The sequence below is a fragment of the Streptomyces sp. NPDC054783 genome (genome assembly GCF_053611725.1).
The window spans coordinates 343,919-366,421 of the sequence record NZ_JBSHAY010000004.1 but is presented as its reverse complement, the minus strand read 5'-3'; the positions used below and the strand labels follow the sequence as shown (position 1 = coordinate 366,421).

General features: G+C 73.0%; 22 protein-coding genes and 1 pseudogene. 10 read left to right on the top strand and 13 right to left on the bottom strand.

What is annotated here, in order from left to right:
* Nucleotides 1-48: 48 nt before the first annotated feature.
* The 3 genes from ACWGJ5_RS11290 (at nucleotide 49) to ACWGJ5_RS11280 (ending at nucleotide 3,235) form a co-directional block, all read left to right on the top strand.
* Nucleotides 49-1,272, top strand: a complete 1,224-nt coding sequence (locus ACWGJ5_RS11290) for an MFS transporter (RefSeq protein ID WP_453309474.1) — start codon at nucleotides 49-51, stop codon at nucleotides 1,270-1,272.
* 71 nt (nucleotides 1,273-1,343) lie between these two features.
* Nucleotides 1,344-2,369: an ATP-binding cassette domain-containing protein gene (locus tag ACWGJ5_RS11285; protein WP_453309473.1), complete on the top strand. Its 1,026-nt coding sequence runs from the start codon at nucleotides 1,344-1,346 to the stop codon at nucleotides 2,367-2,369.
* On the top strand, nucleotides 2,366-3,235 hold the full coding sequence (locus tag ACWGJ5_RS11280; RefSeq protein WP_453309472.1) for an ABC transporter permease: 870 nt from the start codon (nucleotides 2,366-2,368) through the stop codon (nucleotides 3,233-3,235). Before ACWGJ5_RS11285 ends, ACWGJ5_RS11280 begins: the two co-directional genes overlap by 4 nt.
* A 26-nt stretch (nucleotides 3,236-3,261) precedes the next feature.
* Here ACWGJ5_RS11280 and ACWGJ5_RS11275 read toward each other — a convergent pair whose 3' ends face one another.
* Complete coding sequence (locus tag ACWGJ5_RS11275; protein WP_453309556.1) at nucleotides 3,262-6,525, bottom strand: BTAD domain-containing putative transcriptional regulator; 3,264 nt, start codon at nucleotides 6,523-6,525, stop codon at nucleotides 3,262-3,264.
* A gap of 14 nt (nucleotides 6,526-6,539) precedes the next feature.
* Nucleotides 6,540-7,040: a DUF6578 domain-containing protein gene (locus ACWGJ5_RS11270; protein ID WP_453309471.1), complete on the bottom strand. Its 501-nt coding sequence runs from the start codon at nucleotides 7,038-7,040 to the stop codon at nucleotides 6,540-6,542.
* A gap of 107 nt (nucleotides 7,041-7,147) precedes the next feature.
* Here ACWGJ5_RS11270 and ACWGJ5_RS11265 point away from each other — a divergent pair, with 107 nt between their 5' ends.
* Nucleotides 7,148-7,948, top strand: coding sequence for a site-2 protease family protein (locus ACWGJ5_RS11265; RefSeq protein ID WP_453309470.1), 801 nt, complete (start codon nucleotides 7,148-7,150; stop codon nucleotides 7,946-7,948).
* Here the strand turns inward: ACWGJ5_RS11265 and ACWGJ5_RS11260 are convergent.
* The 3 genes from ACWGJ5_RS11260 to ACWGJ5_RS11250 form a co-directional block, all read right to left on the bottom strand.
* Complete coding sequence (locus ACWGJ5_RS11260; RefSeq protein WP_453309469.1) at nucleotides 7,938-8,156, bottom strand: hypothetical protein; 219 nt, start codon at nucleotides 8,154-8,156, stop codon at nucleotides 7,938-7,940. The two genes, ACWGJ5_RS11265 and ACWGJ5_RS11260, sit on opposite strands and share 11 nt — an antisense overlap.
* Before the next feature lie 65 nt (nucleotides 8,157-8,221).
* Nucleotides 8,222-8,944: an NADPH-dependent F420 reductase gene (npdG, locus tag ACWGJ5_RS11255; protein WP_453309468.1), complete on the bottom strand. Its 723-nt coding sequence runs from the start codon at nucleotides 8,942-8,944 to the stop codon at nucleotides 8,222-8,224.
* Nucleotides 8,941-10,062, bottom strand: coding sequence for a sialidase family protein (locus ACWGJ5_RS11250; protein WP_453309467.1), 1,122 nt, complete (start codon nucleotides 10,060-10,062; stop codon nucleotides 8,941-8,943). Before ACWGJ5_RS11250 ends, npdG begins: the two co-directional genes overlap by 4 nt.
* 116 nt (nucleotides 10,063-10,178) lie before the next feature.
* On the opposite strand from ACWGJ5_RS11250, the gene ACWGJ5_RS11245 reads away from it, so the two are divergent.
* Together ACWGJ5_RS11245 and ACWGJ5_RS11240 are read left to right on the top strand one after the other, a co-directional pair.
* Nucleotides 10,179-10,781, top strand: a complete 603-nt coding sequence (locus tag ACWGJ5_RS11245) for a hypothetical protein (protein WP_453309466.1) — start codon at nucleotides 10,179-10,181, stop codon at nucleotides 10,779-10,781.
* Nucleotides 10,782-10,862: 81 nt separating this feature from the next.
* Nucleotides 10,863-12,140 (top strand): MFS transporter, encoded by a 1,278-nt coding sequence (locus ACWGJ5_RS11240; RefSeq protein ID WP_453309465.1) that lies wholly within the window; start codon nucleotides 10,863-10,865, stop codon nucleotides 12,138-12,140.
* Here ACWGJ5_RS11240 and ACWGJ5_RS11235 read toward each other — a convergent pair whose 3' ends face one another.
* Entirely contained in the window at nucleotides 12,141-12,377 is a 237-nt protein-coding gene (locus ACWGJ5_RS11235) for a hypothetical protein (RefSeq protein WP_453309464.1), read from the bottom strand.
* Between the two features lie 58 nt (nucleotides 12,378-12,435).
* Between ACWGJ5_RS11235 and map the strand changes: the two genes are divergently transcribed.
* Nucleotides 12,436-13,293, top strand: a complete 858-nt coding sequence (map, locus tag ACWGJ5_RS11230) for a type I methionyl aminopeptidase (protein WP_453309463.1) — start codon at nucleotides 12,436-12,438, stop codon at nucleotides 13,291-13,293.
* A gap of 104 nt (nucleotides 13,294-13,397) precedes the next feature.
* Complete coding sequence (locus tag ACWGJ5_RS11225; protein ID WP_453309462.1) at nucleotides 13,398-14,045, top strand: biliverdin-producing heme oxygenase; 648 nt, start codon at nucleotides 13,398-13,400, stop codon at nucleotides 14,043-14,045.
* A 12-nt stretch (nucleotides 14,046-14,057) separates the two neighbouring features.
* On the opposite strand, the gene ACWGJ5_RS11220 is transcribed toward ACWGJ5_RS11225, so the two are convergent.
* On the bottom strand, nucleotides 14,058-14,702 hold the full coding sequence (locus tag ACWGJ5_RS11220) for a PhzF family phenazine biosynthesis protein (protein WP_453309461.1): 645 nt from the start codon (nucleotides 14,700-14,702) through the stop codon (nucleotides 14,058-14,060).
* Complete coding sequence (locus ACWGJ5_RS11215; protein ID WP_453309460.1) at nucleotides 14,695-15,345, bottom strand: hypothetical protein; 651 nt, start codon at nucleotides 15,343-15,345, stop codon at nucleotides 14,695-14,697. Before ACWGJ5_RS11215 ends, ACWGJ5_RS11220 begins: the two co-directional genes overlap by 8 nt.
* A gap of 360 nt (nucleotides 15,346-15,705) precedes the next feature.
* On the opposite strand from ACWGJ5_RS11215, the pseudogene efeU reads away from it, so the two are divergent.
* Both efeU and ACWGJ5_RS11205 read left to right on the top strand, forming a co-directional pair.
* Nucleotides 15,706-16,558: pseudogene (efeU, locus tag ACWGJ5_RS11210) on the top strand (iron uptake transporter permease EfeU).
* The gene (locus tag ACWGJ5_RS11205; RefSeq protein WP_453309459.1) at nucleotides 16,518-17,510 is read left to right on the top strand and encodes a hypothetical protein; all 993 of its coding nucleotides are present in this window, start codon (nucleotides 16,518-16,520) and stop codon (nucleotides 17,508-17,510) included. The pseudogene efeU and the gene ACWGJ5_RS11205 overlap by 41 nt, the downstream one beginning before the upstream one ends.
* A 10-nt stretch (nucleotides 17,511-17,520) precedes the next feature.
* On the opposite strand, the gene ACWGJ5_RS11200 is transcribed toward ACWGJ5_RS11205, so the two are convergent.
* From ACWGJ5_RS11200 to ACWGJ5_RS11180, 5 genes are all read right to left on the bottom strand, one after another.
* Nucleotides 17,521-18,243: a bifunctional DNA primase/polymerase gene (locus ACWGJ5_RS11200; RefSeq protein WP_453309458.1), complete on the bottom strand. Its 723-nt coding sequence runs from the start codon at nucleotides 18,241-18,243 to the stop codon at nucleotides 17,521-17,523.
* Between the two features lie 49 nt (nucleotides 18,244-18,292).
* Nucleotides 18,293-18,937, bottom strand: coding sequence for a TetR/AcrR family transcriptional regulator (locus tag ACWGJ5_RS11195; protein WP_453309457.1), 645 nt, complete (start codon nucleotides 18,935-18,937; stop codon nucleotides 18,293-18,295).
* Between the two features lie 26 nt (nucleotides 18,938-18,963).
* The gene (locus ACWGJ5_RS11190) at nucleotides 18,964-19,971 is read right to left on the bottom strand and encodes a small ribosomal subunit Rsm22 family protein (RefSeq protein WP_453309456.1); all 1,008 of its coding nucleotides are present in this window, start codon (nucleotides 19,969-19,971) and stop codon (nucleotides 18,964-18,966) included.
* 105 nt (nucleotides 19,972-20,076) lie between these two features.
* A complete protein-coding gene (locus ACWGJ5_RS11185; protein WP_453309455.1) occupies nucleotides 20,077-21,240 on the bottom strand; it encodes a serine hydrolase domain-containing protein in 1,164 nt (387 codons plus the stop codon).
* On the bottom strand, nucleotides 21,198-22,502 hold the full coding sequence (locus ACWGJ5_RS11180; protein WP_453309454.1) for a multidrug effflux MFS transporter: 1,305 nt from the start codon (nucleotides 22,500-22,502) through the stop codon (nucleotides 21,198-21,200). Before ACWGJ5_RS11180 ends, ACWGJ5_RS11185 begins: the two co-directional genes overlap by 43 nt.
* Nucleotide 22,503: the final 1 nt, after the last annotated feature.

Below are 22,503 nucleotides of genomic sequence, written 5' to 3'. Positions count from 1 at the left end.
AACTCCGCTCTCCAACTCCTCTCTGACTTCGAAAGGCACAGGCCCTTCATGCCCCTGGCCCTGCTCGCTCTGGCCGTCGGCGCTTTCGGCATAGGTACGACCGAGTTCGTGATGATGGGCCTGCTGCCCGACGTCGCGGACGACCTGCACATCTCGATCCCCGCCGCCGGTCACCTGGTCTCGGCGTACGCGTTGGGCGTGGTGATCGGCGCCCCGCTGCTGGCCGCGCTCACGGCCCGCATGTCCCGCCGCACGGTCCTGATCGCCCTGATGGCCCTGTTCGTGGCGGGCAACGCCCTCTCGGCGTTCGCCCCCGGAAACGACTCCCTCCTGGCCGCCCGCTTCCTCAGCGGCCTGCCGCACGGCGCCTTCTTCGGCGTGGGAGCGGTCGTCGCCACGACCATGGTCCCGCCGGAGCGCAAGGCCCGCTCGGTGTCCCTGATGTTCCTCGGCCTGACCGTCGCCAACATCGCGGGCGTACCGGCGGCCACGCTGATGGGCCAGCACCTGGGCTGGCGGGCCGCCTTCCTGGGTGTGAGCGCGATCGGCCTCGCGGCGATCGCCTCGCTGGCGCTGCTGATCCCGCACGACCGCGGACACGCCGCCTCCTCGAGCGGCCTGCGCGGCGAACTGGCCGCGCTGAAGTCCCTCCCGGTCTGGCTGGCCCTGGGGACGACGGTGGCGGGCTTCGGCGCGCTCTTCGCGGCCTACAGCTACGTGACCCCGATGCTGACCGGGTCGGCCGGGTTCGCGGAGGGCGACGTGACACTGCTCCTGGCCCTGTTCGGGGTGGGCGCCACGGCGGGCAACCTGCTGGGCGGCCGCCTGGCGGACCACTCGCTGCGGGGCACGCTGTTCGGCGGCCTGGCCTCGCTGGGGCTCGTGCTCCTGCTGTTCCCCCTCCTCATGCGGGCGGAGTGGAGCGCGGCGCTCGCGGTGACCCTGCTGGGCATGGCGGCGTTCATCACGGGTTCGCCGCTGCAGCTGATGGTGATGGAGAAGGCGGCCGCGGCTCCCTCGCTGGCCTCCTCGGCCAACCAGGCGGCCTTCAACCTGTCGAACGCCGGCGGCGCCTGGATCGGCGGCCTGGCACTGGCGGCGGGCTTCGGTACGACGTCCCCCGCGCTGGCCGGCGCCATGCTGGCGGTGCTGGGGGTGGGCGTGGCGAGCGTGGCGTACGCGGTGGACCGGCGCCGGGTGACTCCGTCGGCGGGGCGGGAGAGGCTGGTCGCCTCCCACGTGCCGGAGGGGTCGGGGGCGCTGCAGCACTGACCCCGGGCGTGTCGGCGTGCTGTCGGTCGGCTGTCGGTGGTTTGTCGGCGGGCCCTGGCACCGTCTTCCCCATGACGCGAATCGATGACAACCCCGTCGGCGGAGGCCACGCCGTGACGGTGCGGGGGCTGGTCAAGCACTACGGCGAGACCAAGGCGCTGGACGGTGTCGACCTGGACGTGCGCGAGGGCACCGTGATGGGTGTGCTCGGTCCGAACGGCGCCGGCAAGACCACCCTCGTGCGGATCCTGTCCACCTTGATCACCCCGGACGCCGGCCGGGCCACCGTGGCCGGGTACGACGTCGTACGGCAGCCCCGACAGCTGCGCCGGGTGATAGGGCTCACCGGGCAGTACGCCTCCGTGGACGAGAAGCTGCCCGGCTGGGAGAACCTGTACATGATCGGCCGGCTGCTGGACCTGCCCCGCAAGGACGCCCGCGCCCGCGCCGACGAGCTGCTGGAGCGGTTCTCCCTGACGGAGGCGGCCAGGCGGCCGGCGAGCACGTACTCCGGCGGTATGCGGCGGCGGCTCGATCTCGCCGCCTCGATGATCGGGCGGCCGGCCGTGCTGTACCTCGACGAGCCGACCACCGGACTCGACCCCCGTACCCGCAACGAGGTGTGGGACGAGGTGAAGGCGATGGTCGGCGACGGCGTCACCGTGCTGCTGACCACCCAGTACATGGAGGAGGCCGAGCAGCTCGCCTCCGAGCTGACCGTGGTCGACCGCGGCAAGGTCATCGCCAACGGCGGGATCGAGGAGCTGAAGGCCCGCGTCGGCGGACGCACCCTCCGGATCCGGCCGGTCGACCCGCTGCAGCTGCGCCCGCTCGCCGCGATGCTGGACGAACTCGGCATCACGGGTCTCGCGACCACCACCGTGGACACCGAGTCCGGAACCCTGCTGGTGCCGATCCTCAGCGACGAGCAGCTGACCGCCGTGGTCGGCGCCGTCTCCGCGCGCGGCATCACGATCTCCTCCATCACCACCGAACTGCCCAGCCTGGACGAGGTGTTCCTGTCCCTCACCGGCCACCGCGCCACTGCCCCGCAGGACACCACGCCCGCCGACTCCCGCGAGGAGGTCGCCGTATGAGCGCCCACCCGTCGTCCACCACCACCCTGAACGAGACGCTTCGCGCCGCCCCTTCAATCACCACCATCGCCCCCGCCGACGCCGACGTCCGGATCCCGCTGCGCGGGCATCTGCGGCACACCGGCGCGCTCATCCGCCGCAATCTGCTCTGGATCCGCCAGGACCCGGAGTCGATGTTCGACGCGCTGCTGATGCCGGTCGTCTTCACCCTGCTGTTCGTGTACGTCTTCGGCGGCTCGATCGGGCAGGCGCTGGGCGGCGGCCAGGGGAAGTACGTGCAGTACGTCATCCCGGGCATGATCGCGATGATGAGCATGACGCTGTCCCAGGGTGTCGGCACCGGGTTCAGCCAGGACTTCAACAGCGGCGTCATGGACCGGTTCCGGTCACTGCCGATCGGCCGCGGGTCCGTGCTGTTCGCGAAGATCGCCGTCGAGCTGGGGCGGATGCTGTTCGCGACGGCCGTGCTGATGGTCGTCTCCGTCCTGGTCGGCTTCCACATCACCCACTGGGCGGGCCTGTTCGCGGCGGTGGGTCTGTCCGCGCTGTTCGCCTCCTCGATCATGTGGGTGTTCCTCACCCTCGGCGTGATCCTGAAGAACGCGCAGTCCGTGCAGGCGATGGGCTTCCTGGTGCTGTTCCCGCTGCAGTTCGGCTCGTCGATCTTCGCGCCGACCAAGTCGATGCCTGGCTGGCTGCAGGCCTTCACCGACTACAACCCGCTGTCCACGCTCGCGGACGCGGCCCGCGGCCTGATGGTCGGCGGCCCGGTGGCGCACGACCTGTGGGTGACCGTGGCCTGGTCGGTGGCGATCACGGCGGTCATGGCACCGGTCGCGATCCACAAGTTCCGCACCAAGACCTGACGTTCGCCCACCCGGAGCAGGACGTCTCAGAGCAGGGCGGTGGCCTCCGCGAGGGAGAGGCCACCGCCCTCGGCGTACGCGGCCCGGTAGGCGGGCTCGTCCAGGGTGCCCCGGATGCGGTCCTCGGCCATGTCGTGGCACCGGCGCTCGACCCCGGAGAGGATGTGCCCGGACGGCAGGAGGGCGTGGGCGGCGCCCAGGCAGCGGGCGGCGTCGACGGCGCGGCTGCCGCCGTCGACGCGGGCGAGGGCCATCGCCGCGGTGTAGAGGCAGACGGAGTCCAGGTGCGGGGCGATGGCCCGGGCCAGCGGGTCCTGAGCGAGGCGCATGGCGCGCCTGACCTGGCCCAGGGCGTCCTCGGCACGGCCGTCGAGGGCGTCCAGCCAGGCCTCCTGGGTGAGGATCATGGAGTCGAAGACGACGAAGTGCGCGATCTTGAACTCCTCGCGCAGCAGGTGCAGTTGCTCACGGGCCTCGGCGGTACGGCCGGTCAGGCCGAGCCAGCAGGCGAGGAACAGCCGGGCGGCGGGCATGGCCTCGTTGAGGGAGCCGTCCCTGCTCGCGATGACGTCCCGGAGCAGTTGCTCGCCGCGCTCCGTGTCCCCCGCCTCCATGAGCACGCTGCCGAGGCGCGCGCGGAGGATGGCCATCTGGCCGCGGGCGCCGAGGCGTTCGGCGTGTTCGATGGCCGCCCGGTAGTCGGCGGCGGCCTCGCGGTTGGCGCCCTGGCGCTCATGGGCCTCGCCACGGGCGGACAGCGCCTCGGCGGTGCCCCAGCCGTCACCGAGGCGACGGAAGAGCTCCAGGGCCTCCTCGGCGTCCCGGGTGGCGTTGCCCGCCCAGGCGGCGCGATTGGCGAGGAGGTTGGCGCGCATCTGCAGGGCGCCGGCCAGCTCCCACTCGAAGCCGGGGGTCTCGCGGCAGGTCCGCACACAGGCGTCGATGACCTCCCGCATCCGGTCCACACCGCCGGTCAGCATCACGGCGAAGAACCACAGCATGCCGGGCGCGCGGCAGGCCTGCGGCAGCCCGGGGTGGTAGACCCGGGTGATGGCGTGCAGCTTGGCCTGGGCGGCGGGGGTCTGCCAGCTCTCCAGGTCATGGTCCATGCAGGCGAGGTGGGCGAGGTGGACGCCGCGCCGGGCCTCGGCGAGGATCTCACCGGTGTACGGGGGCGGGGCGTCGGTGCAGCGCTGCCACACCGGCTCGGCGGGCCGTGCGGGTCCGGCGAAGGGGTCGGGGCCGAGCGCCATGACCTCCTGGCACCAGTTGCGGGTCTCGATGCGCAGGTCGCGCATCTGCCAGAACCACACCAGGGACAGCACCAGGCACAGCCCCTCCTGCTCGTCACCCGCGGCGACGGCGTGCCTGAGGGCGGTGCGCAGGTTCTCGTACTCCAGCTGGAACCGGTCGATGGCGGTGCGCTGTTCGGGGCCGCGCAGCAACGGGTCGGTGGTACGGGCGAGTTCGCGGTAGTACGTCAGATGGGCGCGCTCGGCGTCGGCGCGGCACCCGGTCTCGTCCAGCCGCTCGCCCGCGTACTCGGCGACGGTCTCCAGGAGCCGGTAACGCATCCCGCCCTCCGCCGAAGGGGCGGCCACCACCAGGGACTTGTCGACCAGGGAGCCGAGCGCGTCCAGGGCGACGGGCCCGCACACGGCCTCGGCTGCGGCCAGGTCGCAGCCGCCCGCGAAGACGGACAGCCGGGCGAGGACGTCCCGTTCGTCCGCGTCGAGCAGCTCCCAGGACCAGTCCACGACGGCCCGCAGGGTCTGCTGGCGGGGCAGGACGGTGCGGCTGCCGGAGGTGAGCAGCCGGAAGCGGTCGTCGAGCCGGTCGGCTATCTGACGGGAAGTCAGCATCCGCAGCCGGGCGGCCGCCAGCTCGATCGCGAGCGGGAGTCCGTCGAGCCGCCGGCAGATCTCCGCGCAGGCCTCGGGGTCGTCCTCGATACGGAATCCGGGCCGGGCCGCCGCACCACGGTCGGCGAGCAGCCGCAGCGCGACCGGCTCGGGCAGCGGCTCGACCGGGCGTACCAACTCCCCGGGGACGCCGAGGGGTTCGCGGCTGGTGGCGAGGACGGTCAGCTGCGGGCAGCGGGCCAGCAGGCGCTCGGTGAGGTGGGCGGCGGCCTCGATCACGTGCTCGCAGTTGTCGAGGATGATCAGCATCCGGCGCCGGGCGCAGTGCTCCACGATCCGTTCGAGAGGGTCGTCGTACCGGTCGGTGACCGCGCGGATGCTCTCGGCGCCGGCGCCGTGCAGCACGGTGTCGCGGGCGCCGATCGCGGTGAGCACGGCCTGCGGCACGGCCTCGGGGTCGTCCACGGGCGCCAGTTCGGCCAGCCACACCCCGTCGCGGGCGGTGTGCCGTACCGCCTCGGCGGCCTCCTGGGACAGCCGGGTCTTTCCGGCGCCGCCCGGACCGAGCAGGGTGACCAGGCGGGCGGCGGTCAGGTCGGCGCCGATGGCCTCGATGTCGGTCTCCCGGCCGACGAAGGAGGTGAGCCGGGCGGGCAGATTACCCGGAGCCGCCGGCACGGGCCTCGGCGCCGGGGTTTCCTCGGCGGTCAGCAGCTCGGTGTGCAGGGCGCGCAGTTCGGGCCCGGGATCGGAGCCGAGCCGGTCCGCCAGCAGCCGTCGTACGTCCTCGTAGGCGGCGAGCGCCTGGGCCGGGCGGCCCGCGTCGCGCAGGGCGCGCAGCCGCAGCGCCTGGAGCGGCTCGTCCAGCGGGTGGTCGTCGCACAGGGCGGCCAGCTCGGGCAGCACCTGCTCGGCGTGGCCGAGGGCGAGGGCGGCGGTGTGCCGGGCGCGCAGGGCGTCGAGCCGGCGGGTCTCCCAGCGGGCCGCCTCGGCGTGGTGGTCGGGCAGGTCGGCGAGGGCGGGGCCGCGCCACAGGGCGAGCGCGTCGTCCAGGACGGCGGCGGCCTTGGCCGGGTCGCGGTCGGCGAGGGCCCGCAGGCCGTCGCCGGTCAGCCGCTCGAAGCGGGTGAGGTCGACGTCGTCGGGCGCGGCGGTGAGCCGGTAGCCGCCCTCGGCGGAGGCGACGGCGTCCGCGCCGAGGGTGCGGCGCAGCCGGCCGACCAGCGCCTGGAGCGCCCCGGCGGCGTCGGCGGGCGGGTCGGCGCCCCAGACCTCGTCGATCAGCACGCCCGCGGGCACGGTCCGCCCGGCCCGGAGCGCGAGCACGCCCAGCAGGGCGCGCAGCCGCGCCCCGCCGACCGGGACGGCCGTACCGTCGGGGCGGAGTACCTGCGTGGTGCCGAGCAGCGAAAAGCGCACGGGGTCCATTGTCGCCGGAGCGGTCACCGGTGGTCACCGGGTTGCGGCGGCGTGCCGTCCGGGAGCTCCAGGGCCGTGCCGTCGCAGAGCTCCAGGGTGACGAGGGCGCCGCGGGTGCGGCGCACCCTTCCGCGGCCGTCCACCGTGCCGCGGTCCACCTCCTCGAACCACTTCGGGCAGCCGGCGGAGGGCTCCGGCGTGACGGTGCCGGGCACCGGTTCGAGGCCGCGTCCCGTGCCCCGGAGCACGACTCCACCCTGCGGCTTCACGGGTCCGGGCTCCGGGTCGGGCAGCCGGAAGCTGTACTCCTCGTGGACCAGGTCGACGGCGTGGACCCGGCCGACGGCGGGCCGGTCCGGGTCGCCGTGGTTCTCCACCCACGCCCCGGCGCCGTACCCGTGGCCCTCCCGGACGCCTTCGGCGTCGTAGGCGACCAGCGGCCAGGACACCTCGTCGCCCACCGCGAACGGTGTGCCGCAGCATTCCATCTGCCAGTCCTCGTAGAACACCCTCATCCGTGGCATCCCCCCAGGGTCCAGGAACCGGACGGCGAGCGCGAGACGTTTCCCCCGCGGGGGCGCGGCCGGTACGGTCGCACTCCGCACCGTCCCCACCGCACAGGAGCCCGCCGATGACCACCGCCACCACCCGCCGCGGCGACCGCCGGGTCAGTCCCGTGTTCATCGGGATCCTGGCCGTGACGGCGGTGACGGGCTGGGCCACCTGGACGGGGTATGCGGCACGGCCGGGCGTCGCGGTGTTCCTGTTCGTGACGGCGGCCTGGATCGTCTCCCTGTGCCTGCACGAGTACGCGCACGCGCGCACGGCCCTGCACAGCGGCGACATCACGATCGGCGCGAAGGGCTACCTGACGCTGAACCCGCTGAAGTACACGCACGCGCTGCTGAGCATCGTGCTCCCGGTGCTCTTCGTGATCATGGGCGGGATCGGTCTGCCCGGCGGTGCGGTGTTCATCGAGCGCGGCCGGATCCGGGGCCGCTGGCGGCACAGCCTGGTCTCGGCGGCGGGCCCGCTGACGAACGTGCTGTTCGCGGCGGTGTGTACGGCGCCTTTCTGGCTGCACGCGCTGGACGGCGTGCCCGCCGGCTTCCAGTACGCGCTGGCGTTCCTGGCCCTGCTCCAGGTGACGGCGGCGATCCTGAACTTCCTGCCGGTGCCGGGCCTGGACGGCTACGGCGTGATCGAGCCCTGGCTGTCGTACAAGGTCAAGCGGCAGGTGGAGCCGTTCGCGCCGTTCGGCCTGCTGTTCGTGTTCGCGCTGCTGTGGGTACCGTCGCTGAACCACGCGTTCTTCACCTGGATCTACGACATCCTCGACGGCCTGGGGATCACGGTCGACCAGCGCTACTGCGGCGAGGCGCTGTACCGCTTCTGGCAGGGCACGCCAGACGGCTGCCTGGTCAGCCCGTGACGGACTTGCCCTGCCCGGCACCGGCCCGGTCGCGCTTGACGTAGTACCAGGTCATGTTGGACGTCAGGCCCGCCAGCAGCACCCAGACGATTCCCAGCCAGCTGCCCCGGAGGAAGGAGACGACGGCGGCGGCCACGGCGAGGACGCAGACGGCGAGGGTGTAGAGGGCGAGTCGCCGGGTCCGGGTGGGCGGGGGCAGAAGGGGCATGACGGGAGACTCCTGTCGGGGGACACTGCTCGGTACTGCTTCGCCGACCAGTGTCCCCCATCCGCTCACACGTCGGTGATGCGGAGCCCGGCGTGTGCCTTGTAGCGGCGGTTGACGGAGATCAGGTTCGCGACCAGCGACTCGACCTGGTGGGCGTTGCGCAGCCGCCCGGCGAAGACACCGCGCATGCCGGGGATGCGTCCGGCGAGGGCCTGCACGATCTCGACGTCGGCCCGCTCCTCACCGAGCACCATCACATCGGTGTCGATCTGCTCGATCTCCGGGTCCTGGAGCAGGACGGCGGACAGGTGGTGGAAGGCGGCGGCGACGCGGGAGTCCGGCAGCAGGGCGGCGGCCTGCTCGGCGGCGCTGCCCTCCTCGGGCCTGAGGGCGTACGCACCCTTCTTGTCGAAGCCGAGCGGGTTGACGCAGTCCACGACGAGCTTGCCGGCCAGTTCGTCGCGCAGGGCCTTCAGCGTGTCGCCGTGGCCGTCCCACGGTACGGCGACGATCACGATGTCGCTGCGGCGCGCGGCCTCGGCGTTGTCGGCGCCCTCGACGCCGTGGCCGCATTCCCGGGCGGCGGCCTGGGCGCGGTCGGCGGACCTGGAGCCGATGATCACCTTCTGGCCGGCCCTGGCGAGCCGGTAGGCGAGGCCCTTGCCCTGCGGTCCGGTGCCGCCGAGCACGCCGACGACGTACCCGGAGACGTCGGGCAGGTCCCAGGGGTCCTTGGCGGGAGCCTTGGCCGGGGTCTGTGCGCTGTCGGTGGAGGTCGTAGAGGTCATGGGTGCGACTCTACGTCGGGGAGGGGTACGGCACCGGCCCACCCGAGCCGCGCCACCGGAAGCCGGCGGAAGGTGATGGTCTCGTAGGCGCTGAAGTCGCCGGTCTCGTAGAGGAGTCCGACGGTGTCCGGGTCGACGCGGACCAGGTCGGAGTAGGCGGCGGGCAGCCCGTCGACGGTGCACGCCGTGCGCCAGGTGGTGCCGCCGTCGGTGGAGGCGCGGATCGTCATCAGGGCGCGGAAGGCGGGGTCGGCCGGGCCGGAGTAGAGGAGCAGGTCGGGGCACCGGAGCTGGAGGACGGAGGCCTGGCAGACGGGCGCGGAGAGTCCCGCCTGCGGGCGGAAGGGTCTGACGAGTGTCCTGCCGCCGTCCGCCGAGTGGGCGTCGGCGCGGTTGCCGGGCGAGGCCGAGTCGGTGCGGGTGTTGAAGTAGACGCGGCCGTCGGGGAGTTCGGCGGCGGTGGTCTCGTTGACGTTGATGTACTCGTCGGTGTTCTCGGCGAGATACCCGAGGTACCAGGTCTCCCCCCGGTCGTCGCTGAGCAGGCAGTGGCCGCTGTTGTACCGCGGTTCGGCGCCGGTGTCGGGGTCTGTGCCGCTGGGCGGCAGGGTGTGGTTGGCGGGGACGAGGACGCGGCCGGTGCTCAGCTGGAGGGCGTGGCCGGGGGTGGTGGCGTACCAGCGCCAGCCGGGCTTCTTCACCTGCGCGGTGATCTCCCGGGGCACGGACCAGGTCGCCCCCTCGTCGTCACTGTGCCGCACCCACACCCGCCGACCGCAGGCGTCCGGCACCCGGCCGCGCAGGATGGCGGCCTCGGTGGCGGTGGCGGCGGACCGGATGTGCACGAGCAGGATGCGGCCGGTGTCGAGGACGACGGGGGCGGGGTTTCCGGCGAGGTCGTGCCCGTTGCTCGCGGCGACCTGGAGCGGGCCCCAGGTGCGGCCGCCGTCCGTGGACCGCTTGAGCACGATGTCGATGTGCCCGTGGTCGGCGGCGGAGCCGGCGCGGCCCTCGCAGAAGGCGAGCAGCGTGCCGGCGCGGGTGGCGACGACGGCCGGTATCCGGTAGCTGGCATAGCCCTCGCGTCCGGCGCGGAAGGGGACGGTGACGTCGGTCATCGGGCGGCTCCTGGGGACGCCTGCGGTACGGACGAGGCGTTGTACGTCCCCGGGGCGGGCGAATTCCGGGTGAACTCCGGGTCACGAGTGACCGGTTTGCGGCAGGATGCGGGCGCATGGACGCCGTACGGGTCGCACTGCTGCGGGAAGTGCTCGCCGGGACCGAGTGGCTGGGGGCCACCCGGAGATTCGCGGGGGTGCTGCGCGGGTCGGTGGTGGCGCACGGGGGCGGGCTGCTGCTGGTGGGCACGCCGGAGTACGAGCCGTGGCATCTGGCGGCGCATCTGGTGGACGAGGCCGCGTGGTCCGGGACGCCCGAGCTGGCGCCGACCCTGGTACGGCATCACGCACGCCCCTCGGACCCGCCTCACCTGGCCGTGGGGCCCGGCCGGATCGGGGCGGCGCGGCGGGGTGAGACCCTGCTGGTCGTGGCCCCCCAGGAGCCCGCGCCGCTGCTGGAGCGCGTGCACGACGCCCGCCGGGCCGGGGTGACGGTGCTGGCGCTGGGCGCGGGTGGCGGCGACCTCGCCGCGATGGCGCACGACACGCTGGCCGTACCGCAGGGGGCGGAACTGGACCTGGACACCGTCCAGCACCTGGTCAGCGCCGCGGCCGGGGAGAACGGGGGCGGTGTCTCACCGAGGGTTCGGCGGAGCTTGCGGGACCGTCTGTCGAGGCTGGCGGAGATCCTGACGGCCCCGCCACCCGCCCCGTGGTGAGTGCTGCCCACCGGCCTGGGGGGCGGAGCCCCCGGTGGGCACCGGGAAAAACAGTTGCCCGGTGATCCCGGTCGGCCGAACATGCCTCAAGTGATCCGCGCCCTGCTCCCCGACCTCGCCCCCTGGAAGACCTCCGCCGACTTTCGCCGGCTCTGGAAGTCGGGGCTGATCAGCAACTTCGGCAGCTTTCTCACCTTCGTCGCGCTCCCGGTCCAGCTGAAGGACCTGACGGAGTCGACCGCGGCGGTGGGCGCGATCGGTGCCGTGGAGCTGCTGCCGCTCATTCTCTGCGGTCTGTACGGCGGTGCCCTCGCCGACGCGCTCGACAAGCGGAAGCTCATCGTGCGGACGGAGGCCGGGCAGGGCGTGCTGAGTGCTGTCCTGCTGCTCAACGCCCTGGCCCCGCACCCCGCGCTCTGGCCGCTGTACGCGGTCGCCGCCCTCTCCTCCGCCCTGGTCTCCGTGCAGCGCCCGGCCCTGGACTCCCTGTGGCCCCGGATCGTCGCCCACGACGACATGCCCGCCGCGGCCTCGCTGAACTCCCTGCGCTGGACCGTCGGCGGCGTCGCGGGCCCGGCCCTCGCGGGCGTGGTCGTCGCCTACGCGGGCCTCGGCTGGGCGTACGCCGCCGACCTGCTGACCTTCGTCGTCTCGCTGGCGTACATCATCCGGATCGCCCCCTCCCCCGCCTCCCACGAGGCCTCGAAGCCCTCCCTGAACGCCGTCCTGGAAGGCGCCCGGTACGCCTGGAACCGCAAGGAACTCCTCGGCACCTACGCCGTCGACCTCGCGGCGATGTTCCTGGCCATGCCGTTCGCGGTGCTGCCGTTCCTCGCCGACGAGCTGCACGCCGACTGGGCGCTCGGCCTGATGTACGCCGCAGTCCCGGCCGGCGCGCTGCTGGTGAGCCTGACCAGTGGCTGGGCCTCCCGGATCCACCGGCACGGACTGATGGTGCTGCTGTCGGCCAGCGGCTGGGGTCTGGCGGTCGCGGCGGCCGGGGTGTGCGGGAACGTGTGGCTGGTCCTCGTCCTCCTGACCGTCGGCGGCGGCTTCGACATGGTCAGCGGGCTCTTCCGGTCGGCCATGTGGAACCAGACGATCCCGGACGAGCTGCGCGGCCGGCTCGCCGGGATCGAGCTGCTGTCCTACTCGGTCGGCCCGCAGCTCGGTCAGGTCCGGGCGGGCGGCTTGGCAGCCTGGGCGGGCGTACGGAGCTCCGTCGTCTCCGGCGGGCTGGCCTGCGCCGGTGCCATGGGACTGCTCGCGCTGTGCCTGCCGGGGCTCATGACGTACGACGCCCGCACCAACGAGCACGCGGTACGGATGCGCGAGCAGCGCACGGCCGTACAGGCCTGATCAGTCCTCCTCCTCGCCGCTCCCGCCGGCCGGCGCGTCGTGCCAGCGCGGGTCGTTCTCCCACTGGAGGTTGCGCTCGGCGGCGGTCTCCATCGCGTGCCGGGCCTCCTCCGGCGAGGCGTACGGCCCGAAGCGGTCCTTGCCCGGGCACTCCGGGCCCTCCTCGACCTTCTTGTGCTCCAGGCAGTAGTACCACTCGCCCGGCTTGCCGACGGTGCGCTTCTTGAACAGGGGCATGAACAGCTCCTCTCGCCAACGACATGATCCCCCAACTCCGCTCGATAGACTCGCTGCCATGTCTGGCCAGTCGCTTCTCGTACCGGGGGAGCTGTCCCCCACCCGTTCTGTCCCCGGAAACATCCGCCGCCCCGAGTACGTCGGCAAGCCCGCGCCGGCGCCGTACACCGGTCCGGAGGTGCAGAGTCCGGAGACCATCGAGGCGATGCGGATCGCCGGCCGTATCGCCGCGCAGGCGATGGAGGAGGCCGCGAGGATCATCGCGCCGGGGATCACCACGGACCAGCTGGACAAGGTCGCCCACGAGTACATGTGCGACCACGGCGCCTACCCCTCCACGCTCGGCTACCGCGGCTTCCCGAAGTCGCTGTGCACCTCGGTCAACGAGGTGATCTGCCACGGCATCCCGGACTCGACGGTCCTCAGGGACGGCGACATCGTCAACCTGGACGTGACGGCGTACATCGGCGGGGTGCACGGCGACAACAACGCCACCTACCTGGTCGGGGAGGTGGACGAGGAGTCCCGGCTGCTGGTGGAGCGAACCCGGGAGGCCCTGAACCGCGCGATCAAGTCGGTCAGGCCGGGCCGGCAGATCAATGTCATCGGCCGGGTCATCGAGTCCTACGCCAAGCGTTTCGGCTACGGAGTCGTCCGCGACTTCACCGGCCACGGCATCAGCTCCTCGTTCCACTCGGGCCTGATCATCCCGCACTACGACAGCCCGCACGCGACGACGGTCATGCAGCAGGGCATGACGTTCACGATCGAGCCGATGCTGACGCTGGGCACCCACGAGTACGACATGTGGGACGACGGCTGGACGGTCGTGACGAAGGACCGCAGGCGGACGGCCCAGTTCGAGCACACGCTGGTGGTGACGGAGACCGGCGCGGACATCCTGACCCTGCCGTAGCGCCGCGTTCGCTTCTGCCACGACCGCACGGCCCGCCCTCTGCGAGGGCGGGCTTTCTCCTGTAGACTTTTACCGACAGGATGTCGGCAAGATGGGACGGCCTCATGGACTCCTTCTCGACCCTCATCCGCGCCGCGTCCCACGAGGCACACGTGGAGGCGGAGACGTCGGCGTTCATGAGCGACCTGCTCGGCGGCCGGCTGGGCGTGGCCGCCTACGCGCGCTACACCGAGCAACTGTGGTTCGTGTACGAGGCACTGGAGCGCGGCACCGGGCGGCTGGCGGCGAATCCGGTGGCGGGGCCGTTCGTCCGGCCCGAGCTGTTCCGGCTGGCCGCGCTGGAGCGGGACCTGGCGCATCTGCGGGGGCCGGGGTGGCGGACGGGCCTGAGTGCCCTGCCCGCCACGCGGGAGTACGCGGCCCGGGTCAGCGAGTGCGCCGAGCGCTGGCCCGGCGGCTATGTCGCCCACCACTACACCCGCTACCTGGGCGACCTGTCCGGCGGCCAGATCATCCGCGACCGGGCGGAGAAGACCTGGGGGTTCAGGCGGAAAGGCGACGGGGTCCGCTTCTACGTCTTCGAAGGCGTCCCCAACCCGGCTGCGTTCAAGCGGAGTTACCGGCAGCTGCTGGACGGGATACGGGTGGACGACCTGGAGAAGCAGCGGGTCGTCGGTGAGTGCAAGCAGGCTTTCGCCCTGAACACCGCGGTGTTCAGGGCGCTCGGGGACGAGTTCCCGCTGAGCGCCTGACACTCGGGGCGACTAGCGCTCCAGGAACACCCGGCCCCCGACCTCCACCCACCCCTCCGGCTGGGGTGCGGTCAGGATCTGGGAGCCCTTGCCCTGGGTGATGTTCAGGGCGCGGCCCAGTTGGTCCGTGAGCAGCAGGGCGGCGGCGCCGGTGGCCTCGTCCTCGTCGATGCCGTCGTCGCGGCCGGGGAAGGCGCGGGCGCGGATCCGGCCGGCCGCCTCGTCCTCCCAGGCCCAGGCGTACACCCACGCGCCGGGCGGGGGCACGTCGAGGGCGTCGACCTCGGCCGCCGTGCCGTACTGGCGCAGGGTGCGCGGCGGCACCCACTCCGCGCGCGCCTCGATCCAGCTGAACTCGCCGTCCAGCCGGGCACCGACGACGCCGGCGGGCGTGACCAGTTCGGGCACGTCGAGCAGCCAGGCGGTGCCGACGCAGGGGTGACCGGCGAAGGGCAGGCGCAGGGTGGGCGTGTAGATGTCGATCACACCGCGCTCGGGGTCGTCCACGAACACGGTCTCGCTGAAGCCGAGTTTGGCCGCCAGCTCCTGCCGGTCGCTCCGCTCGGGCAGCCCCGAACCGTCGCGGACGACGCCGAGCTCGTTGCCGTAGCCGCCGTTCGGTCCGCAGAAGACGCGGAGTACGTCGTAGTCAGTCACGGGGGAATTGAAACATCGCGGCGGCCGCGAGCGCGTCCCAGGCGGGGGCGCCGCCGGTCAGGGGCCAGGAGTAGGTGCGGGCCGTTTCGAGGGGCAGCGAGGACAGGGTGTCACCGTAGGCCCGCAGCATGGCCTCCCGCTGCCGCTCGGCGCCGGGGGTGTCGGGACGGCCGGCGAGCCGCGCCAGCCTGGTCTCGTGCCCGTCGGTCACCTCCTCGGCCGTCCGGCGCCAGTCCTCGTCGTCCGGCAGGCGGGTCAGCACCACGCAGGGCGGGGTCCGCCCCTCCGCGAGCGCCGCGACCGCCCGGTCGTGTCCGTCCAGGAGCAGCCAGCCGTCGAGGGCGGTGACCCACCACAGCAGAACCGGCGCCAGAGTGCCGTCACGGGCGTGCTTGCGGTAGGCCTTCACCCGCCCGGCGTCCGGCGGCGAGAGCGGGCGCAGGGGTACGACACCGTGCCAGCCCTTGGCGGACCAGTCGAGATGGCAGGCGGGCCAGTCCCGGACGAAGTCCTCCGCGTGCCAGACGTACGGCGGGAACTCGTTGCGCACCCGCAGGTGCCAGCGCGAGTCGTGCAGGGGGCCTTCCTCCGCCTCGTCCAGCCACCGCGCGTACGCGTGCACCCAGTTGACGGAACCTCGCATCGCCGCCGAGCGAATCGGCGTCAGGGGCGGGCGGCAGCCCTCGTACCGGTGCAGGTGCACCCCCTGGTTCCACGCCTCCACGCGGCCGAGCAGCACGATCCGGTCGCCCTGCCGCAGCACCATCCGGCCGCCGTCGGCCACCTCGAACCGCAAAGGGGGCGGGCCCGGCCGGTCCCGCACGTCCAGCACAACGCCCTCGTCCGCCACCAGTTCCCTGCGCACGCTCCCCATGGCGGTCACCCTCCCACCCCGGGGGCGCGGTGGCGATGGCGAGGGCGGGCGACGACATCGACCCGGCCGCCGACGACGCGGGCGGCCCGGTGGAGTTCCACGGCGCCCACCAGGCCGGCATCGCCACCGATCGGCCTGCGCGAGGGTCTGGAGACGTCGCTCGTCGTCTGCATCCTGATCGCCTACCTCGTCAAGACCGGCCGCCGGGACGCCCTGCAGCCGATCTGGATCGGCATCGGCATCGCGATCGCCATCGCGATGGGCTTCGGCTGCGCCCTCGAATTCGGCTCCCAGGAGCTGACGTTCGAGGCGCAGGAGGCACTCGGCGGCTCGCTGTCGGTGGTCGCCGTCGGCCTGGTGACGTGGATGGTGTGCTGGATGCGGCGCACCGCCCGGCACCTGCGGTCGGAGCTGCACGGCAGGCTGGACGCGGCCCTCGCCATGGGAAACGGCGCGCTGGTCGCCACCGCCTTCCTCGCCGTCGGCCGGGAGGGCCTGGAGACCGCGCTGTTCGTGTGGGCGTCGGTGCACGCGGCGTCCGACGGCACCCCGCACCCCTGATCGGCGTGGCGCTGGGCCTCGCCACCGCCGTGCTCCTCGGGTGGCTGTTCTACCGGGCGCTCTGAGGATCAACCTGGCCAAGTTCTTCACCTGGACCGGCGGCATGCTGGTCGTGGTCGCGGCGGGCGTCCTCGCCTACGGCTTCCACGACCTGCAGGAGGCGAACTGGCTGCCCGGCCTGACCCACCTGGCCTTCGACATCAGCGACACCGTCCCGCCGGACAGCTGGTACGGCACGCTGCTGAAGGGGGTGTTCAGCTTCCAGCCCGACCCGACCGCCCTCCAGGTCACGGTGTGGCTGCTGTACCTGATCCCGGCACTCGCGATCTTCCTCGCCCCGGTAGGGTTCGCCTCCGGAAAGGGGAAGGTGAAGGGACCCGATGAGCAGGGATCGCAACCCGCGCAGGCTCCGCAGGCGTGACCGTAACGCACTCATAGCGGCCTCGTTGACCGCTTTGTCGCTGACGGTGAGCGGATGCGTGGTGGTGCACGGGGAGCGCGAGGTGCTCCCCGCCGCCACCCGCGCCGAGGCCGCCAAGGCGCTCAACGCGTTCACGACCGCGTACAACAAGGCCGACAAGGCCTACGACAACTCCCTGGACGCGCCCTACCTCACCGGCCCGTTCGGCGACATCACCGCCGCGCGGCTGAAGGCCGGGCACGCCAACAGCCCCTCCGGCAACCCGAACCACTTGCCGCTGAAGCTGTCGGACGTGAAGGTCACGATCCCCGAGAAGGCCGGCTGGCCGCGCTGGTTCGTCGCCGATGCGAAGGGCAACAAGACCGGCGACCTGCGCTGGCTGATGGTGTTCACCCGGGGCGACCTCGGCGAGCGCTGGCGGGTGGCGTACGTCACCCTCGTGGCGCCGGGCTCGGTACCGGCGTTCAAGACGGACAAGGACGGCTGGGCCGAGGCGGTACCGGCCGGCTCCCGGCAGCTCGCCGTCGCGCCCGGGAAGCTGAGCCAGGAGTACGCGACGTACCTGAAGAAGGGCGGCCAGGACTTCGCCGACGGCAGGTACACCAGCGTCGAACGCGCCGACCGGGCCAAGCGGGCCCGCAAGCCGGGCCTGGTCACCCAGTTCATCGACGGCCCGCTGACGAACGGGACCTACGCGCCGCTGGCGCTGCGCACGGCGGACGGCGGGGCGCTGGTGTTCTTCACCACCCACCACTACGAGAAGCAGACCGCCGCCACCGGAACCACCGTGCCGGTCACGAACAAGGACGTACAGGCACTGACGACGGGCGAGGTGAAACAGTCCCTGACGCTGCAGTTCATGTCCGCAGAGGTGGCCTTGGACCCGGCGGGGAGCGGCAAGGTTTCGGTGCTGGGGCGGGTGCCGGGTCTCACATCGGCGCAGGGCGAGTGAAACGCGCTGGCTAATGCCGCAGCGGCCAGGGCGCACGGTCGGCGCCCGCATGCCGCGCACAGGCATCGGTGAGCGCTTCCAGCAGGCTCAACGGATCCGGCAGCGCATGCTCCGGCCCCCGCACCCAGCGCACCTGCTGATCGTCACCGGGGAGCCGGGCGGGCGGTACGAGGACGTACGACCCCCGGCAGTGCCAGCGCAGGCCCGGATGCTCGTCCATGGTCTCGGGGCGGCAGTCCAGCTCGCACGGCCACCACTCGTCCTCGTCCTCGGGGGTGCCGCGGGTGAGGGTGAAGAACAGCATGCGGCCGTCGTCGCTCTCGGCGACGGGCCCCACCTCGACGCCGGAGCCGAGCAGCCGCTCCAGCGCCTCCCGGCCGGCCTCCAGGGGCACGTCCAGGACGTCGTGCGTCATGCCGGTCGCGGTGATGAAGTTGGCCTGCGGCTGGTGCCGGGCCCAGCGTTCGATCTGGGCGCGGTCGGTGGTGGACTGCGTCTGCCAGGCGAACGACACCGGGTGCCGGGCCGGGGTGGGACAGCCGACGCGGTCGCAGGAGCAGCCGTAGCCGGGGGCGGGGTGCGCGGCGGGGGCGAGCGGCAGGCCCGCCGCGGCGGCGCCCAGCAGCAGGGCCTCACGGCCGCCGTCGTCGGCGGCTTCCTTCGGTCGGCGTCCAAGCAGCCACTGGGAGAGTTTGCCCTGCCGGCCGGACCGGCCGCCGAACGTCGCGCTCATCTATCCCCTCAGTCTGGTCGTCGCCTCGCTGGTGTGCGGACAGTGTGCCTTATCGTCCCATCTTCGTGCGCTTGGGGGTGTCTGGGGTTCCGATTCCGTGCAGGGCGTAGTCGACCAGCGTGTCCGTGTAGTCGTGGGAGATCGGCCCGGTCCGTTGCAGCCAGCGTTGCGCGAGCGGCGAGACGAACAGTTCCAGGGCGATGCGGGGGTCGACGTCGGCCCGTACCGCGCCGGCGTCCTGCGCGGCGCGCAGCCGGTGGACGTACAGCTGGAGCTGGGGTTCGAGGAGGCCCGCGACGACCTCGCGGCCGAGCGGCTCGTTGACCAGGCCCTCGGCGGCCAGGGCCCGGGCCGGTACCTCGAAGCGCGGGTCGAGCATCTGGTCCACCGTGATCCGCAGCACCGCCTTGAGGTCGGCGGCGAGGTCGCCGGTGTCCGGGATGGTGTACGGCACCTGCCCCGCTTCCTCGGCCGCCTGCGTGGAGAGGTCGAGGAACGCCTCCAGCAGGACGTCCGCCTTGGACGACCACCAGCGGTAGATCGTCTGCTTGCCCACCCCGGCCCGCGCGGCGATCGCCTCGACGGTGGTCTTCGGGTAGCCGACCTCGCCGACCAGGGCGAGGGCGGCGGCGTAGATCGCTCTGCGGGACTTCTCGCTGCGGCGGGTGGCGTCGGGAGCCGGCTTGTTGACCATGGGGCGACGCTAACAAGCCGCGGCGGCTACGCGGACGGCTCCTCGGGCGAGTCCTCCGGCGGCCACGGGTCTCCCCACTCGGCGTCCCGGGCCGCCTTGTACAGATGGCCGTGGCGTTTGGTGACCGTCGTACGGGCCAGCCGTTCGCCGGCCTCGCACAGGTCCAGCAGCACCTGGCCCTTGCGGATCTGCGGGCGCCGGACCACGCGGGAGGGGGCCGGCACGGCGGCCAGGCGGGTGGCGGCGACGTACGAGAACTTCTCGTCCTCGTAGGGCAGGGTGCCGCCCTTGACCTGGCGGTGCAGCGAGGAGCGGGCGACCCGGGCGGAGAAGTGGCACCAGTCCCGGCCGGGCTCGATGGGGCAGGCGGCGCTGTGCGGACAGGGGGCGACGACGTGCAGTCCGGCGCGGATCAGCCGGTCGCGGGCCTCGATGACGCGGGCGTAGCCGGCCGGGGTGCCGGCCTCCACGATCACCACGGCCTGCGCGGCGGACGCGGCGGCGTCGACGAGGGCGGCGCGGTCGGGCTCGGAGAGCTCGTTGAGGACGTACGACACCGTGACGAGGTCGGTGGCGTCCAGGGCGAGGTCGGCGCCGATCCGGGCGCGCTGCCAGCGGGCGCCGCGCAGGACCGGGTTGGCGGCGGCGATCTCCCGGCCGAGGGCGAGGGCGGGCTCGGCCCAGTCCAGCACGGTGACGCTGCGCTCGCCGGGCCAGGTCGCGGTGACGGCCCAGGTGGCGGCGCCGGTGCCGCCGCCGACGTCGACATGGCTGCCGGGCGTCCAGCCGGGGGCGGCCTGTGCGAACGCCTCCAGCGCCGAGTGGACCGCTTCGAAGGTGGCGGGCATGCGGTAGGCGGCGTAGGCGGCCACGTCGGCGCGGTCGCGGAGGATCGGGGCGTGGGTGGGGGTGTCGCCCCGGTAGTTGGCGATGAGCCTGTCGACGGCGCCCGCGGCTTGGGTGGGCGGGAGTCCGTCGAGCAGGTCGGCGAGGCTTCTGCGGAGGGCTTCCGCCGGTGGTACGGGGGCGTTCACCCGGAGATTCTATGGCGCCCTGCACCGGCGCGGACCCTGCCGGGGGCTCCGCCCCCAGACCCCCGTTTCCCAGCCGACCCGGAACCGTCGGCCGGAGGGCCGGACTCAGACCACCGCCCTCGCCAGACGGGTCGCCAGTCTCGCCCTCGGCCCGCTGTCCGCGGGCCTGCGCCGCGGATGCACCGTGTTGGCCAGCAGGATCAGGAACGTGTCCGTCCTCGGGTCGAGGACGAGCGACGTACCCGTGAAGCCCGTGTGTCCCGCCGCCCCGTGGCCCGCGAGTTCGCCCATGAACCACGGCTGGTCGACGGCGAAGCCCAGCCCCGGCGGGGTGAGCAGCAGCTCGACGAAGTCGGGGCCGAGGATGCGTGCGGGGCCGTAGGAGCCGCCGGCGAGCAGGGCGCGGCAGAAGACGGCCAGGTCGCGGGCGGTGGAGAAGAGCCCGGCATGTCCGGCGACCCCGCCCAGCGCCCAGGCGTTCTCGTCGTGGACCACTCCTCGCAGCATCCCGCGGTCCGCCTTGGCCCAGGGCCGCCGCTGGTCCTCGGTGGCGGCCGCGCCGGGGCACGGCCCGAAGCCGGTCGCCGTCATGCCGAGCGGGCGGGCGATGCCGTCCTGGACGAGGACGTCGAGGCCACGGCCGGTGATGCGTTCCAGCACGGACTGGAGCAGGAGCATGTTCAGGTCGGAGTACAGGTACCGGCCGGGCTCGCCGGTCGGGGCCTCGGCGCGCAGCAGGGCGAGCCGGGTGGCGTCGTCCGGGCAGTCGTACAGCGGCAGCTCGGCGCGCAGCCCGGAGGTGTGGGTGAGCAGCTGCCGCACGGTGATGCCGTGGGCGGCCGCGGCGTGGAAGTCGGGCAGGTAGTCGCCGACCCGGGCGTTCATGCCGAGGGTGCCGCGCTCGATCTGCTGCACGGCGGCGACGGAGGTGAACAGCTTGGTGAGGGAGGCCAGGTCGAAGGGGGTGTCGACGGTGGCCAGGACCCGTGCGGTCGGCGGCAGTTCGACACCGTTGTCGGTCTCGGGATCGTAGCCGGAGTAGCGGACGGCCCAGCCCGTGGCCTCGGCCACGGCGATCACGGGTCCGCGTCCGGCCAGCACGACGGCGCCGGCCGCCCAGGGGCGGTCTCCGGCGGTGAGGGCGTGCACCTCGCCGACCAGGTGCCCGAGTTCGGCAGGGTCGAGCCCGGCCCGTTCCGGTGTGTCGACGCGCAGTCTCGGTGCGCTCAGTTCTCGTCTCCCTCCGACCCCGCACGAGTGTTCCCACACGTGTTCCAGGGACGGCACATTCCCATGAAGCAGGCCGCCGCGACCAGTGCTCCCGCCAGTTGGACCACCGCCATGGGTACGGCGGTGTGCTCTCCGGCGACGCCGACGAGTGGTGAGGCCACCGCTCCGACGAGGAAGGAGGAGGTGCCGAGCAGGGCGGAGGCGGAGCCGGCGGCGTGCCGGGTGCGCAGCAGGGCGAGGGACTGGGCGTTGGGGAGTGTGATGCCCATGGCGGACATGAGGACGAACAACGCGGCTGCGATCGGCGGCAGACCGACCTCGCCGAGGACGCCGGTGGACATCAGCAGCAGGGCGGCCGCGGCGAGCACGATCACCGTAAGACCGCAGGCCAGCACCTTCTCCAGGGCGACCCGGCCGACCAGCAGCCTGCCGTTGACCTGCCCGGCGGCCACCAGTCCGACCGAGTTGAGGCCGAACAGCAGGCTGAAGGTCTGCGGGGAGGCGCCGTAGATCTCCTGGACGACGTATGGGGAGGCGGATATGTACGCGAACAGCGCGGCGAAGGCGAAACCGCCGGCCAGCATGTAGCCCGTGAAGGGCAGGTCGGCGAGCAGGCCGCGCATCGCACGCAGGGCCGCCCCGACTCCCCCGTCGTGCCGTTCCGCGGGCGGCAGGGTCTCGGGCAGCCGCAGCCAGACGAGCGCGGCCAGCAGCACGCCGACGGCCGTGAGGACGACGAACACGCCCCGCCAGTCCGTCACCCGCAGGATCTGCCCGCCGATCAGCGGCGCCACGACCGGAGCGACCCCGGAGATCAGCATCAGGGTGGAGAAGAAGCGGGCCATGGCCACGCCGTCGTACAGGTCGCGTACGACGGCCCGCGCGATGACGATCCCGGCGGCGCCCGCGAGGCCCTGGGCGAGGCGGAAGGCGACCAGCGTCTCGACGTTCGGCGCGAGGGCGCACAGGGCGGTGGCGAGGAGGTAGACGGCGAGTCCGGCGAGCAGCGGACGGCGGCGGCCCCAGCGGTCGCTCATCGGGCCGACGACCAGCTGCCCGAGGGCCATGCCCAGCAGGCAGGCGGTGAGGGTGAGCTGGACGGTGGCGGCGGGCGCGTGCAGGGATCCGGTGACCGCCGGCAGGGACGGGAGGTACATGTCCATGGCGAGCGGGGGTGTCGCGGTGAGGCCGCCGAGGACGAGGGTGACGAGCAGGCCGGTGCGGCGGGTGGCGGCGGATGTCCGGGCCGGGGTGGGCGACCGGTGGGTGTCCGGTGTCGGTGCCGCCGCGCGCTCGGGCATC